The following is a 14,586-nucleotide window of genomic DNA, read 5'->3' as shown; positions in this document are numbered from 1 at the left end:
ACTACCGCAGTTTCCACAGAGGCGGCATCGGGGTGAGGGGAGAAAGCTTCCGATATTGCCGGTCAGGTACTACGAGCGGGTGTTAATGAGGTGGTGGGTTGGGAAGAGTGGCTTCCCCAACCCATGCGTTCCCAATCGGGTTGTGTCAATTGGACAAGGGTTTAAGCCAGTGGTGCTCGTCCTATCATCTGCAAGACAACGCACCTGTTTGTGGAATAACAGCAATGTTTTGGCTTTTCATAAGCTGGTTAATCCAAGATCATGATCGCTCGCTGCAATGCACGGCATATTCACGCTATGACAGCCGTATTGGAACGATACTGGGTTAAGCTGCATTCGGATATAGAAGTCCTTCTGTGCTTCGTCGAGGGAACACTGTCAACAGTTCTAACAGACGATAGAGTACAGAAGCCCGATTTCTACACCTATGCAAAGCCGATCTCACCCAACCAAACGGATGAGGGTTTGCCTCTATGCTCTTCTCTTGTCGCATTACCCCCCCACCGGTTGCAAACTCAACTGCTGGTGGATCACGCGGGCAATCTGGATTGCCCCGTCGCGTGGTACGGCATGTTTGAGTCGTTCGACAGTTGCAGCGTAGCGCACCGGGTCTTCGAGCTGGCTGATTGCGGCTACAATCCGGTCGTTGGTAGGGCAGAAGAAGCCTAATTCGTAGTTCAACACAAAGTCAATGTTTCCGTGTTCCTGTAAACCGACCGCCTCTGTCACGATGACCGGTTTGCGCATGACTAACGCTTCCATCAATGTACCGGGGCCGGCTTTGGTGACCACCACATCGCTGGCCGCCATCAGCTCTTCCATGTTGTTGACGAAACCAAACACATGGGTATGCGGTAGCCGTGGCCCGCTGCGTAGCTCTTGGTAAAGCGCCCGGTTCTTGCCGGTCACAACCAGGAATTGTTTATCAGGCATCTGTTGTTCGAGGGTTTGCACCAGCTCGCCAAGACGACCAGAGCCGACGCCACCGGCAGTCAATAGGACGGTAAACCGATCCGGTTCCAGTCCAAGATCGCGGCGGGCAGTTGGGGCATCGCGTTGCTCGGCAGCAAATTTGGGATGCACCGGAAAACCACAGCGCTGGAGCTGGCTGGGTTTCATGCCGCGTTTGTGCATTAACCGGTACGCTTCGTCGGTTGGGGTCAATGCCAGATCGACACCGGGATAGCTCCACGATGCATGCAGGGTGACGAGATCGGTCACGACGGTCAGCACGCGGAATGAATGCTGCCGGCGCCGCCGGGCCGCACATACCAGGCGATGAACGAGTGGGTGAGTGACGACCACCAGTCGTGGCCGCCGCTCGGTCAGCAGACGATTGAGGTTCTGGCGGGCAATCAGGTAGACAATCCGTGATAGAAAACTGACTGTTGACTGGGAATTGGTCAGTTGGAACGAGAAATTGTACAGCTTTAACCAGCGGGTTGAGAGTTGATCGTAGAGACCGGGCGCACTGCGCACACCGGGAACATTCGTCGCCTGCAAGAGGTCTTCAATCGCCCAGGTGATGCTCGCACCGGACATCTGCTCAAGGGCAGCACTGATGGCCACCGCAGCACTACGATGACCACCACCGGTATCAGAGATCGCAAACAGGACATCAATCGGTTGTCGATTCATAGCATTAGTCATGGCGGTGATGTTCAAGATCGGCAATCACCTTCTCGGCGATATCAAGAGCCGCTCGTGGCCGGGCTGCGGCCTGCGCACAACGGCGCATTTCAGCCAGCATAGTTGGATGGTTAAGGAGATTTAGTACAGCCCGAGGTGTCGACTCGCACATACGGAGCTGGATGCCGCTCCCGGTACTGACGACATAGTCGGCATTCCATTCCTCGTGACCGAGGATGGGGTCAATGACAATCATCGGTGTGCCGCGCGCCAGAACCTCACTCACGATCAGGCCACCAGCTTTGGTGATGACCAGATCGCTGGCGGTAATCAGATCGTCAACATAGTCAACGAATCCTAGCACTCGCAGATCAATGTTCGGCGTGGAAATAAAATCGCTTAACGACTCGACTAGTGTTGTATTGCGCCCGGCAACCACGATTAGGGTTGCCTTGAGCGAACTCTGCATGAGACCGCTGACGATCAATCGCACGTGTTCATCATCAACCCCGCCCCCGAAGAGAGTAATGACCGTCCCGTCAAGCGGGAGTTCGCGCCGTTGCCGTGCTTCGTGGCAATCGTTGGGCTGGGCAAAGGCAGGGTCAATCGGAATCCCACTCACGACGATCTGCTGTGGACTGACACCACGTTCGATCAGTTGAGCGCGTGTCTGCTCGTCACCCACAAAATAGCCATCGATCTCGGTGTACGTCCAGAAGGTGTGGGCAGCGTAGTCGGTAATCACACAATAGATCGGCTCGGTCAGGCGAGCACTGCGTTTATAACTGACCAGCAGCTCCATTGGGAGAAAATGGGTGCAGATGATAACCTCCGGCTGAAAGGCCCGTAAGACCTCTTTCAAACCATTAGTGCCAATACCCTCAACCAGCTTGCGGATGTTATTCGTTATTTCGGCCAGGTTCGGATCGGCATTAGTCTGTGTATAAAAATAGCCCCACACCAGCGGCGCCCGGTCGGTCAATTCGAGATACGAGCGTGCGTAGGCAAGGCGAAACAGGCGTGAGGTGTGGTCAAGTACGTCTTCAACCCGTACTTCACCCGGTTGGCGACGACTAAAAGCAGCAGCCAATGCTTCAGCAGCACGCTTATGGCCGGTTCCAACCGATGCGTGCAAGATTAACACCCGCGGCATAGATCTATCTCCCACGAGGCACGTTACTGTGCGCGAAAGGTATCGTCTTCTTCCAACGGTATGGTACCATGTTTCGCCGTCGTTCGTTACATCTTCGTGATAACGATTACGGTGAAACGCCAGCAACCATCTCCGCTTTTGCAGTGGCGTGCTGCGGCTGCGGCGGACTCTATAGCGGTGCAGGTGTCAACGCTGTACCGATTCTATTTTTCCCCATCTAACCGGTCTATCGGTTCACCGAGAGCGGGTTGGGCGCGAGTGGGATGGTATACTATACACAGGGCAAGCCAACGGAGCCGTTATGCGCGGATTTGGTCGGTTGTTGAGCGGTCTTTTGCGGGGGCCGGAGCAGACATTTGGTTGTCTGGTGTTTGTGCTGGGTGGTTTTAGTCTGGCTACCTGGCCTGTGGCCGGTGTGGGGCCGATATTGACGTTGATTACGCTGCTGCTGATTGTCACCGGGCTGACGCTTTTCTGGCGGGATGTGGGCTGGTTTCGTCGGGTTTGGGGTGGTGGTTTGATGCTGGCAGTGGCGGCAGCGGTGATTGCAATGCTTAATCCCGATACTCCGCACGGTGCGATGTTTCAGATAGTGGCGTGGCTGGCGTTACTGCCGGCAGTGCTGGCGGTGATCGGTTATGCCCATCAGCAGTGGATCGGGCATCAGGAAGCACCGGTGTTGCGCGAAGGGTCGCAGGCTGTTGCGGGTGATGCCGATGCGACCATACCACCGCCGTTGCCGCGCCCGCAGCGGGTGGCCGATGCAGTGCCGCCGCCGTTGCCGCGCCCGTGTCGTGCGTCTGGTGATGCGCCGGCGACTGAGCCGAACGAGTCGGCAATTGATCTGCCGCCACCGCTGTCCCGCCGGATTGCGGAGACCGATTTGCTTGAGCACCTGTTGAATATACCACCAGAGCAGAGCAATGGAGATTGATCCGCGTGCCCAATTGATTGAGTGGCCGAGCAGTAGCCTGGGGGTGAAGGGGCGGATGTATGTGTATACGCCGCCAGAATACCATCCCCACGGCCCCAAGTTGCCGGTCGTTTATCTGCTGCGCGGCCATGAACGGGAATGGGTTAATCGGCGCGAAGACGATAGCCGGATCGGGAGCGCCATTGATGTTTATGAGCGGGTGCACGCACGCGGGGAGATTGGGCCGTTGATACTGGCGATGCCCGGTCTGGCCAGTACTGATAATCGCGTTCCCGCTCTGCTGGCCGATTTTGCGGCACCAGATTTGACCGATGCCGAAGGGATCGGCAGTGGTCGGTTTGCGACGTTCTTTTTTGAGGAAGTGTTGCCGTTGCTGGAACGGGAATTTCACGTGCATCCCCAGGCCCGGGCGATCACCGGATTTTCGCTCGGTGGGTATATGGCCGTTAAAGCGGTTGCCCTGCACCCAGAGCTGTTCGTCAGTGTCAGTGCCTATGATGGATCGTTTCCTTACGCCAGCGACAACGGTCGGCGATCGCGGCGCTACGACACGCTCTTTACCGCGTCGATGTTCGATCCGGCGCTGGGACGACCGCGCGATCCGGAGCGTTTGCGCGATCACAACCCGATTTGTTTGCTGATGCGGGCTGACCGGGCAGCGTTGCGGCGGATTACCTGGATGATTCAGTATGGCCCGGAGCACATTGAGCCGTGGGGGGCAAATTTTTACCGGGGTGAGTATCTGCTCCGGGCACTGGCGACTCTCGGTATTGCCAATGCGACTCCGATAGCGGCCCTGCCCGATGGAGCGCATACCTGGGCAGTGGCCGATCGTCATCTGGAGCAGGCTTTGCCATTGCACTACCGGGCGTTCGAGCGTGTGATGAAGTCAGGCTCATGAAGACACCACCCTCTGATACGATTGAATTGCTGGTACGCCTGCGCTGGCCGTTTGCGGCAGTAGTGGGGTTGCTGTTTGCCCTGACCCGCCTGATGGAAGGGTGGTATTTTGATGCCGCGATGGAGACACCCGCCGGACGAGCGCTTGATCCGATTGTGTGGGGGCTGCTAGCGTTTGCCGCGATTTGGGGTGTGTTGAGCTGGGCCATCCATCAGGAACGGTTACGGATTTCGAATGAAGCACGTATGCTGGCCGCCCTGCGCGAGAGTAACGAGCGACTCGAATTACTCTACGAGATCAATCAGCGGGTGGCGTCGAGCGCCACGCTTGATGAGGTGCTGGATTATGCGATCACGCTGCCGGCCCGATTGGTGAATGCCGGGGCAGCTACGATTGTGCTGATGGACGAGCAGGGTCAGCCGTACACGGCCCGTGTGACCGGGATCGACGCTGGAGAGCTGGAACGCGCCCGAACGGCGTTTCAGTTGCGCTCGCTGACGTTGCCCCCCGATCAACCGGTGGTGTTATCGCCCCAGCCAGGGTGTCATTGGGCAGCGTGCCTGGTGCTCCCATTGGTAGAGCACGATGCACGCCCGATTGGATGGATTGAAGCCTTCCTCAAAGAAGGTCCCGCTACGTTACGCGAGACCCGTCAGCCGGTACTTCAGCCGTTGCTGGCGACGGTGGCTGGCGAGCTGACGGAGGCAGTGGTGAATAGCCGGCGCCGAGATCGGGCGATTGCCAGTATTGCTGCGGTTGAGCGAGCGATTAGTGCTGAGCGTACCCGCATTGCGCGTGATCTGCATGATGGCGTCGCCCAATCGCTGGCGTTTATGCGGATGCGGATTGACCTGTGGGAAGACTGGCTGACCCAGGAACCGGAACGTTTACGCGAAGAGTTTGCTACCTTCAAAGCCAATCTGCGCCGCCAGATCGAAGAATTGCGACGGGCAATCTTTGCCCTGCGGCCGATTGAGATCGGGCAGTTGGGCTTTGCCGGCGCCCTGCGCCGCTTCATCAATGAATTCGCCGAGCAGCAAGATTGGGATGTTGCGATTGACTTGGCCGAACTGCCGCCCGATCTGCCGCCGGTGCTTGAGCTGGCAGCGTTTCGGTTTGTGCAGGAAGCGCTGAACAACGTTGCCAAGCATGCGCAGGCCCGCCGGGTCTGGATCAAGCTGGGAGTACGCGACCAGGGGTTGATTATCCACGTGCGGGACGATGGGGTTGGCTTTAATCCCGGTGAGGAACCACCTGCCGGGCATCTCGGCTTACGGCAGATGCGCGAACGGGCAACTGCACTGGACGGTCAATGTATGATTATGTCTCGTCCTGGCGATGGGACGGAAGTACGGGTCTGGCTGCCACTGCGCTATTCTGTCACCACCGTGAACTGAATCCATCTTCTGGCGTATCCACAACCGGGCCGGTGATCGGGTAAGATACCTCTACAAGAGAGTCACCACGCAGGCGTGGTGTGAGTAGCGCGAGGAGTTATGACGACCACAACCACCGACCGTATCCGCATCTTTGAGCAGGTACTCGACGGTTTGATGCGCCGTTATCGCGAACGGGTACCTGATGTCAGCGCGATTGCGCAGGCTATGGTTCGCGAAGGGATTATTGTCTCTCCCGATCAGATCGAGAACGACCATATTGCTTTCCGCACGATGGGTGTGCCGCACCTCGGCATCCGCTCGCTGGAGAAAATCTTCCTGCACTACGGCTATGAGCGGCGTGATCGGTACCACTTTCCGGCCAAGAAGCTCGATGCTTTCTGGTACCATCCGCCCCGCCCCGATCTGCCCCGTATCTTCATTTCTGAGCTGCGGGTGAACGATCTTTCTCCAGAAGCAGCGGCCATCATTCACAGCTATACCCATGAAGTAACCTCTGATCCGGTCGATGCCCTTGATCTGGACGACGCCGCGCAGGTTGATGAGTTTCTGCACCGTCCACTCTGGTGCCTGCCGACGTGGGCCGATTACCAGCGGCTGGCTGCCGAGAGTGAGTATGCGGCCTGGGTGATCTACAATCGCTACTACCTCAACCACTTTACGATCACTGTCCACAATTTACCGACTGGCTACAACACGATTGCCGATTTCAATGCGTTCCTCGAACGGCATGGCTTTAAGCTGAATGATGCTGGTGGGAAGATTAAGGTCAGTCCTGACGGCAAGCTCTTGCAATCGAGCACGGTAGCCGAAATGATCTGGGCCGAGTTTGCCGGCGGCGAACGTCATCAGATTGCCGGTTCGTATGTTGAGTTTGCCGAACGGCGTCCGCTCGACGAGTTTGCCCATTTGCCACCACACGAGCTGCGGCGGGAGCATCGGCGCGAAGGCTTCGAGGCCGGCAACGCCGATAAAATCTTTGAGAGCACCTACAGCACACAGACGGTGAAGCGAACTCATTAAGACATTGGCGTGTACACAACACTGGTGAGAGCGACAGGCAAGCCAGCCTGTTCCGCAGTGTCCGATACAGAGTACAGTGAGTGCGGAAGTATGGCTTCCGCACTCAAGACGATCTGAGCTAGACGGGGTAAGCAGGGTTTTGCCTCTTTAACGACGACTTCCCCAAAACGTCAGTAATGAAGAGATGCTGTTCTTGACAAACCCATATCCCTTTGCTACAGTGACGAACATCAATTGTGTTATCCACACGAAACTCAGACCATACACCCAGAGATATAGCAAATCATATGCAAGATCACCACGATTCATATCCTTTGTTCCCCGAAGTCAGAGAGGCTTCGGCATCGTATACGCGGAACAAAGAACTCCCCATGTTCTTTGGTCAGCCGATACGGAAGGGAACGATCCTCAATATCGAAGAAGCACCATCAGATTCGCAGGAACCGGTGCTATTCTACACGCACCCTCATGGAGAGATTTGGATTGGCGACGCCATTGCCTGGCTCCGGTCGCTTGAAACCGAGTCGGTAGATATGATCTTTGCCGATCCGCCATATAACATTCGCAAGGCAGAGTGGGATAGCTTCGAGTCGCAAGCAGCGTATGTTGAATGGTCGTTAGAGTGGATCAGCGAAGCCGCTCGTGTTCTCAAACCTACCGGTACATTATACATTTGTGGATTTTCCGAAATTATTGCTGATCTTAAATTACCGGCATCGCGCTTTTTTAAAGGATGTCGCTGGCTGATCTGGCATTATAAAAATAAGGCAAACCTTGGAAAAGACTGGGGACGGTCTCATGAAAGTATTCTTCATTTCCGCAAAGACAGACAATTTACATTCAACATTGATGATATTCGCATCCCTTATGGTCATCACACGCTGAAATATCCCGAACATCCACAGGCAGAGAGCAGTCAATACAGCCGGGGAAGACGACGTCAGGCTGTCTGGCGGCCACACCCACGTGGTGCAAAGCCGAGAGACGTGCTGGAAATACCAACCACCTGCAACGGGATGCACGAGAAAACACCGCATCCAACACAAAAACCTGAAGAATTGCTACGAAAGCTAGTTCTGGCATCCTCGAATGTTGGTGATGTGATCGTTGATCCATTTCTTGGCTCTGGAACTACTGCGGTCGTTGCAGAACAACTCAAACGTCGCTGGAAAGGATGTGATATTTCGCTCGAATATTGTCAATGGGCAGTCCAAAGAATTGAATTAGTAGAAGATTGGCCAATCGAAAAATGGATTCAATACGATTTTGAGAATGCTGAACGAAGGAAATCCATTCGATGACCACAGTCACATTATCTGGTTTACAAGCCAGAGTACAGGATAAGACTGCCTTCCAGAGTCTTGATGAATACTACAAACTATGCTACGACTTTCTTTCATTCGTCAATCGCCAGCAGCTTACCCGTATCGTTTCGCCTAACCGCCATCACTATATTTTTTATCAGTTTGATCAATTCTACGGATACAGAATTACACGTCCAATCAATACAAATCTCTTCATTGAAGACATCAACAGCTTTAATGAAGAATTCAATCAATTTTTATCATTTCTTGATGACGTAAAATTAGACAGAGATGATATTATCAGAAGACCATACGTTTCAGCATATTTGCAATCTCGTGGAGTTCACAAAGTCATCTACACAATACAACAATCAATCGGTTGTGTTGGTGATTCATTCGACAACTCAAACCAATCACGTAAACGAGTAGGGCAGCTTTTCGAGACATTTATCAGGCTGATAATTCAGCAATTAGGGTTAGACTGCGATTCGAGAACGATTACTCTTCCCCTACCTGGTTATCCCGACCATGAAATGTCTTTTGAGTTAGATTTGGTATTCTCAAAAGGAAGCACGCTTGTTGTTGCAGAGACCAGAACCCTTCACGAAAAAGAAATTATTGCGTCGGTAAAGACAACAAGCAAAGATCGTCTGGACAAGATTTTTCTTGATAAGCATCTCCTCAGTCACATCCTGGGTAGAAACGTACCGGTTGTAGCAATTTTCCTCCATGACGTACAGCGTTCCAGGTTTGGAAGCAATCCTTTCGGGGTTGGTTCAACATTCAAAAGCAACCATTTTCTGGGTTACACAATCGCTTTAAATGGTTTAGATGGAGTTTATTATGTTGATCTACCTGAATCTGTGATCAGTAAGCAATTCTACGAGCAGATTAAAGACTTTCAGACATTTCTGATCAGAGATATTTGGGCGCTAACCGCATAGATGACAAGTCATCGTGGGAATTACGGCAACAACCCCAATTCACGCGCACGGATGATGGCCTGAGTGCGGTCACGCACGGCCAGTTTGGCTAGCAGGCTGGAGACGTAGTTTTTGACAGTCCCCTCGCTGATACAGAGCTGATCGGCAATCTCGCGGTTTGAGTGTCCGGCAGCAATGCCATGCAACACATCCATCTCACGCTCGGTAAGCGGTTCGGCTAACGGCGATGGCCAGGTGGTCGGTGCCGAAGTGGCCAGGCGAGAGAATTCGGCCAGTACTTTGCGCGTGATACTCGGCTGAATCAATGCCTCACCACGGGCCACAATGCGGATTGCGGCGATGATTTCGCTGCTGTCGGCGTCTTTGAGCATGTAGCCACGGGCACCGGCTTTCAAGCCCTCAATTACGTATTCATCGTCATCAAAGGTGGTCAGGATGATCACACCAATGTGTGGCCAACGCCGACAAATCTCGCGGGTGGCGGCAACCCCATCCATTACTGGCATCCGTATATCCATGAGGACAACATCCGGTTGCAACCGCTCAACCAGTTCAATGGCTTGCTGACCATGCACAGCAGAGCCGACAACTGTCAAATCTGTTTCGAGATCGAGCAGGGTCTGAATACCCTGACGTACCAGGGTCTGGTCATCAACTAACAGGATGCGGATCATAGCCCCTCGCCTGACGTTACTATAGCGCCACGTATCAGGTGACGCTGTTCGGACACTGCACCGCATCTGCGAGCACATCAGCGGCGGATATAAGGATGCGTTCTCGCTCTAACCGCTGGACACCCTGTCACCGTTCTGGAACGGACAATCAATATATTTCGGGAGGTAGTCCGACACACCCCCGGCGCTCGTGGCACCAGCCATGAGTGACGCGGAAGTATGGCTTCCACACTTCGCGGCGTCCTTATGCCAAAGAGTTTTTCAGCGATACGCATGGGCGCTCTCCGCCTTACCCTGTTATGCATTTCTCGATCCGCGGGGAAGCACAACCGCAAGGCGAAAACCGCCTTCCGGTTGCGGTGCAGCCCGTATCTCACCACCCAGCCGGCTAACCCGTTCGTGCAATCCGGCCAGACCAAAACCGGTTTCGCCAATCGCAGGAGCGAGTGGCCCGTCATTGATCACTTCGAGACGCACTGATTCGGCACCGGCAAGCAACCGCACCGTTACATACGTGGCCTGGGCATGCTTTTGCACGTTCGTCAAGCCCTCTTGTGCAGCGCGGAAAAGCGTCATGGCCATTGCTGGTGAAATCTCACCAATCTCACCCGCCTGTTCAAACCTGATCTGGAAAGACGCGACCCGACTGAAATCGTGTACCAGCCGTTTAATGACGACCGGTAATGGCTGATCGGCAAGTGGATTGCTGCGCATCATAGCTACACTCTGACGCACTTCGGTCAAGGCGGCCTGCGCCGCTTCGCGACACAGATGAAGCGCCTGCGCAGCACGAACCGGATCGTGTTCGAGTAAGCGGGCCGCGGCCTGTAACTGCACGTGCAAGGCGGTCAGATGATGACCCAGGCCATCGTGAATCTCGTGCGCCAGGCGAACCCGTTCTTCGGCGGCAGCCAGGGCCAGTTCGCGCTCGCGCGAAGCCGCTAATGCCTCATTTGCGGCCCGTAGTTCAGCCGCCAGACGCTCAGCACGTGCCATCTGTTCGCTGAGCTGGGCTAACACGATGGAAAAGATGAGGGTGAAGGTGAGACCCAGCGCAATCGATGGCGCCTGGGTCAGGATTTGGGCCAGCGGCACGCCACGCAGCCAGAGCACGCCATTCCAGCCGGCTTAGAGCAAGAGGCTAAGCAGCAGACCAGGCCAAATACCGAGACCGATGATGGCTTGCGAGCCAACCACAAAGAGAATGAAGGGCAGGAATGTCCAGCCTTCATCGAGACCAAGATAATTGACCACGAGGAAGATCAATGAACTCAACCCGAAAAAGAGGCGATTGGCGACCACATCACCCCAGCGTAGTTGCAGGCTATCCCAAACCGCATTAAGGGCCAGCAGCAGACTCAAGAGCACTATTACCGGATAAAAGCGTTCTGCTGGTAGATAACGGTGGAAGAGGATATACTCAACCAGCGCTACCGTGATAACGGCATAAGCTGCCATCATTAACGTATGCTGACCGTTATTGAAATAGGCGCTTAACCGTTGCCACCACCCGGTTTGCTGTGCAGACGACATCATTGCACGACCCACGGCTGTAAAATGTAATGCCACCAGTTGTTGAGGACGCCATCAGTTTCACCGGCAACTCGCGGCAAATGGTCGAGCCACCAGAGATGATGGAGACGCATATCGCCATTTCCCCACTCGGCACAATCCATCAGTCGCGGTGGTGCGCTCAAGTCGGGGAACTGGTACCAGGCGTCGGCCCGTGACGCCACCCGACGCGGGTTCCCCCAGTCGTAATCACGGGTGCTGGAAGGCGCGAAATGGACGTTACCACACTCATCGAGGCGGGTGAAGCGTGTCCACAGATTGCGTTCAGCCGGGTGATACCGATAGACGTAGGTCATGATCGACTCGACCCGATGACCAAAATTTTCCAGCATACAGCCAACATCACGCTCGACATTAAACCCCATCACGATATAGCGACGCGCCGCAGGAATGGGTAGCGGCGGCGCGTTGCACCAGAAGGCAGCGGGGCCAACCATTCGGCTCTCATAATAGCCGGCGTAGGGAAAGCCGAACAGCCAGATTTCATCAATCTCCCCCCGATCAATGGCATCGCCTAACCCGATCTCGGCCAGCAATCGCTCATAGTCTGCTTCATCAGGCTGATGAAAAGGAATTCGGCGCTCCCAGGCAGCAAGATAGGTAGCGCTATTGTAGCGAAAGCCGTCAATCTTCACCGGAAAATCGGTAAACGTGCGCCGCACAACAATCCGGTAATCGGCAATCCCCCCTGAGCAAATACGGAGATCGGCGATATACTGCGCTGCCAGTACTTCAGGATCGTACCAGCCCATCACCTTACTTAACGGCAGGTTCCCTCGTTCGGAAATAAGCGGATCGTGGACAATTAGTGCTACATTCAGCGGTATCGGCACACCGGGGCGGTCACTACGCACAATTGCCGGCTGCGCACCTGCTTTTGTTCGGCTACCCCAGTTTAACAGCCAGTCAAGCATCGCCGTTGCCTCCATTCAGTGGTATGGCGCATAAAAACTATGGACGACGGTCACATTGGCGTAGAATCGCTCCGAATCAGTCAACCACACAGGCAGGTAGGCAATCCACACACCTTCAGCATACCAGGTAAAGGAGAAACCTGACACCTGCTTTTTATGCGATGCTGCCTGTAGCTGGTGAACGTGCAAGACCCTTATTGCATCAAGCACCCCAGATATCACACTGGCAGCCAGATACTATCTCCAGGCCCAACCGGTAAGAAGTATGCTGGCTATCGGTAACCAATGACGTATCTTCGCCTCCAGTGTAACCAACGCTGTCACAGGGATAGGGGGTAGATGATGTGGCATGCTATCACAATACAGCCGGCAAGCACAAATAGCGACAGGCGGCAAACCAATCCTCGCGTAGTTGGCCCATGGCAGCGTGATCTGTCACACCCGTCACAAATGGCTCTCCGGTGCAGGATGATGCCACCACGCCTGTGAAGGCGTTTCACCATGCCTGCCATGCTATGGTATGATGCCATTATGATACGACTATTGCTTCTGATTATCATTGCATTTGGTAGCGTCACGCCATTCTTCGCTGGTGCCGTCTTCCGCGACGATCCGCCGGCGGCTACGACCATTGTTGATCCCTTCATCACGGCCCAGACGGCGGCGATGCGTGCTGAGTATGCCGCCGATCTTGCCGACGAAGATTGGGATCGTTACACCCTCACAGTTCAACTTGACCCAACCGGCCCCCGCTTGAGCGGTGAAGTCAGCGTTCGTCTGACCAATCACAGCGAGGTAGATTTCGATACCATCTGGTTTCATCTCTATCCCAACCACCCTGATTTTGGTGGACGACTCGATGTGACTTCGGCGCAAATCAATGGAGTCCCGGTACCGTCACGCACCTTACACGGCGACACACTGATTGGCTTGCATACACCACAACCGCTTCCCCCCGGCCAGAGCGCAACGGTCACAATGACCTTCACCGCCCGTACACCCCGCAACGCCAGTCAACGCATCTTCAGCGCGTACAATCTAGAGGCCGGGGTCTGGTCGATTGCCTCGTTTTACCCCATGCTTGCCCGCTACATCCCCGGCATGGGCTGGGATACACGGCCAATCGTGTCACGCGGTGATTTTACCGTCAGCGCAACTGCCCTCTACGACGTTACGGTTGAAGCGCCTGCCGACTGGCATCTGGTCAGTAGCGGGAGTCGGATTGAGCACCGTACCACGGATCACAACCGCCAGGTAGCCCGCTTTGTCAGTGGGCCGATGCGGGAATTCTATCTGGCGGCACTCCAGGGTCTCATGCCGATCAGCACTGAAGTAGACGGTATACGGGTGACCAGCTACGTTCAACCGAACGATCGGATCGCCGGTGAGCAGAGCCTGACGATTGCCACCACAGCCTTGCAGGTCTTCAACCGGCGTTTCGGGGCATACCCGTACAACGAGTTTGAAGTTATCCAGGCGGCATTGACCCAGTTTTATGGTATGGAGTATCCTGGCGTAGTACTGATCGAGCAAAACCTGTACCGGCGCAACGACCGCTTACTGGAGTCAACCATCGCCCATGAAATCAGCCACCAGTGGTGGTACGGGCTGGTCGGGAACGATGCGCAGGGTGAGGCGTGGCTCGACGAAGGGTTGGCGAGTTACAGCCAGATACTCTACTACGAGATGATCGACAACCCTGCCCAGGCCACAGCCGAACTCGAAGCCTTCCGCGCCAGCTACCGTCGATTGCGCGAGCGGGGCGGCGATGCACCACTGGCTACCCCCCCGGCGGCGCTCAATAATGGGCGTTACGTCCCAATTGCCTATGCGAAAGGGGCGCTCTTTTTCCACGCACTCCGTCAACGCATTGGCGAAGCTGCCTTCAACGACTTTCTCCAACAATACGTCGCTACCTATCGCTGGCGGGAAATCGCCGGCCCTGATCTGATCCGTAGCGCCGGTCTGGCGTGTGGATGTGACCTGAATGATCTGTTCACGGCTTGGGTGATCACCGCTACCGCCGTGCCGATCCCCTAACCACGCCGGGTATATGGGAGAGAGTGTTACCGGCAGAGTCTAGCCAACGGGTACCGTTCTAGGCCAATCACCCCTGATTGCGGCGATAGGAGCGACGTATG

Annotated in this window: 13 protein-coding genes; 7 read left to right on the top strand and 6 right to left on the bottom strand. The window is 55.1% G+C overall.

Features of this window, described 5'->3' with window-relative positions; genetic code table 11:
• Positions 1-492: 492 nt before the first annotated feature.
• Both VAE57_RS17730 and VAE57_RS17725 read right to left on the bottom strand, forming a co-directional pair.
• Positions 493-1,638, bottom strand: a complete 1,146-nt coding sequence (locus tag VAE57_RS17730; RefSeq protein ID WP_322823160.1) for an MGDG synthase family glycosyltransferase — start codon at positions 1,636-1,638, stop codon at positions 493-495.
• 4 nt (positions 1,639-1,642) lie between these two features.
• Complete coding sequence (locus VAE57_RS17725; protein WP_322823159.1) at positions 1,643-2,782, bottom strand: MGDG synthase family glycosyltransferase; 1,140 nt, start codon at positions 2,780-2,782, stop codon at positions 1,643-1,645.
• A gap of 301 nt (positions 2,783-3,083) precedes the next feature.
• Here VAE57_RS17725 and VAE57_RS17720 point away from each other — a divergent pair, with 301 nt between their 5' ends.
• From VAE57_RS17720 to VAE57_RS17695, 6 genes are all read left to right on the top strand, one after another.
• Entirely contained in the window at positions 3,084-3,716 is a 633-nt protein-coding gene (locus VAE57_RS17720; protein WP_322823158.1) for a hypothetical protein, read from the top strand.
• Positions 3,706-4,617 (top strand): alpha/beta hydrolase, encoded by a 912-nt coding sequence (locus VAE57_RS17715; protein WP_322823157.1) that lies wholly within the window; start codon positions 3,706-3,708, stop codon positions 4,615-4,617. The genes VAE57_RS17720 and VAE57_RS17715 overlap by 11 nt, the downstream gene beginning before the upstream one ends.
• Positions 4,614-6,014 carry a sensor histidine kinase gene (locus VAE57_RS17710; protein ID WP_322823156.1) on the top strand — a complete coding sequence of 467 codons (1,401 nt, stop codon included), beginning with the start codon at positions 4,614-4,616 and terminating at the stop codon, positions 6,012-6,014. Before VAE57_RS17715 ends, VAE57_RS17710 begins: the two co-directional genes overlap by 4 nt.
• 99 nt (positions 6,015-6,113) lie before the next feature.
• Entirely contained in the window at positions 6,114-7,037 is a 924-nt protein-coding gene (locus VAE57_RS17705) for a DUF1338 domain-containing protein (RefSeq protein WP_322823155.1), read from the top strand.
• Between the two features lie 371 nt (positions 7,038-7,408).
• A complete protein-coding gene (locus VAE57_RS17700; RefSeq protein ID WP_322823154.1) occupies positions 7,409-8,338 on the top strand; it encodes a site-specific DNA-methyltransferase in 930 nt (309 codons plus the stop codon).
• A complete protein-coding gene (locus tag VAE57_RS17695; RefSeq protein ID WP_322823153.1) occupies positions 8,335-9,285 on the top strand; it encodes a hypothetical protein in 951 nt (316 codons plus the stop codon). Before VAE57_RS17700 ends, VAE57_RS17695 begins: the two co-directional genes overlap by 4 nt.
• A 20-nt stretch (positions 9,286-9,305) precedes the next feature.
• Here the strand turns inward: VAE57_RS17695 and VAE57_RS17690 are convergent, their stop codons facing one another.
• From VAE57_RS17690 to VAE57_RS17675, 4 genes are all read right to left on the bottom strand, one after another.
• Positions 9,306-9,959: a response regulator transcription factor gene (locus VAE57_RS17690; protein WP_322823152.1), complete on the bottom strand. Its 654-nt coding sequence runs from the start codon at positions 9,957-9,959 to the stop codon at positions 9,306-9,308.
• A gap of 297 nt (positions 9,960-10,256) precedes the next feature.
• A complete protein-coding gene (locus VAE57_RS17685; protein WP_322823151.1) occupies positions 10,257-11,072 on the bottom strand; it encodes a sensor histidine kinase in 816 nt (271 codons plus the stop codon).
• 15 nt (positions 11,073-11,087) lie between these two features.
• Entirely contained in the window at positions 11,088-11,495 is a 408-nt protein-coding gene (locus VAE57_RS17680; RefSeq protein ID WP_322823150.1) for a hypothetical protein, read from the bottom strand.
• On the bottom strand, positions 11,492-12,445 hold the full coding sequence (locus VAE57_RS17675; RefSeq protein WP_322823149.1) for a hypothetical protein: 954 nt from the start codon (positions 12,443-12,445) through the stop codon (positions 11,492-11,494). Before VAE57_RS17675 ends, VAE57_RS17680 begins: the two co-directional genes overlap by 4 nt.
• A 531-nt stretch (positions 12,446-12,976) precedes the next feature.
• Here VAE57_RS17675 and VAE57_RS17670 point away from each other — a divergent pair.
• Positions 12,977-14,485, top strand: coding sequence for a M1 family metallopeptidase (locus VAE57_RS17670; RefSeq protein ID WP_322823148.1), 1,509 nt, complete (start codon positions 12,977-12,979; stop codon positions 14,483-14,485).
• The last annotated feature ends 101 nt before the right edge of the window (positions 14,486-14,586 follow it).

This window comes from Chloroflexus sp., assembly GCF_034434295.1.
Classification (GTDB): Bacteria; Chloroflexota; Chloroflexia; order Chloroflexales; family Chloroflexaceae; genus Chloroflexus.
Note: the sequence above shows the minus strand (reverse complement) of the source record. Positions and strands in the feature narration are given on the sequence as shown.

Bases quoted from the DNA above. Each gene is read 5' to 3' on its own strand.
- VAE57_RS17730 (WP_322823160.1), bottom strand. From the start codon at position 1,638: ATGAATCGACAACCGATTGATGTCCTGTTTGCGATCTCTGATACCGGT.
- VAE57_RS17725 (WP_322823159.1), bottom strand. From the start codon at position 2,782: ATGCCGCGGGTGTTAATCTTGCACGCATCGGTTGGAACCGGCCATAAG.
- VAE57_RS17720 (WP_322823158.1), top strand. From the start codon at position 3,084: ATGCGCGGATTTGGTCGGTTGTTGAGCGGTCTTTTGCGGGGGCCGGAG.
- VAE57_RS17715 (WP_322823157.1), top strand. From the start codon at position 3,706: ATGGAGATTGATCCGCGTGCCCAATTGATTGAGTGGCCGAGCAGTAGC.
- VAE57_RS17710 (WP_322823156.1), top strand. From the start codon at position 4,614: ATGAAGACACCACCCTCTGATACGATTGAATTGCTGGTACGCCTGCGC.
- VAE57_RS17705 (WP_322823155.1), top strand. From the start codon at position 6,114: ATGACGACCACAACCACCGACCGTATCCGCATCTTTGAGCAGGTACTC.
- VAE57_RS17700 (WP_322823154.1), top strand. From the start codon at position 7,409: ATGTTCTTTGGTCAGCCGATACGGAAGGGAACGATCCTCAATATCGAA.
- VAE57_RS17695 (WP_322823153.1), top strand. From the start codon at position 8,335: ATGACCACAGTCACATTATCTGGTTTACAAGCCAGAGTACAGGATAAG.
- VAE57_RS17690 (WP_322823152.1), bottom strand. From the start codon at position 9,959: ATGATCCGCATCCTGTTAGTTGATGACCAGACCCTGGTACGTCAGGGT.
- VAE57_RS17680 (WP_322823150.1), bottom strand. From the start codon at position 11,495: ATGATGTCGTCTGCACAGCAAACCGGGTGGTGGCAACGGTTAAGCGCC.
- VAE57_RS17675 (WP_322823149.1), bottom strand. From the start codon at position 12,445: ATGCTTGACTGGCTGTTAAACTGGGGTAGCCGAACAAAAGCAGGTGCG.
- VAE57_RS17670 (WP_322823148.1), top strand. From the start codon at position 12,977: ATGATACGACTATTGCTTCTGATTATCATTGCATTTGGTAGCGTCACG.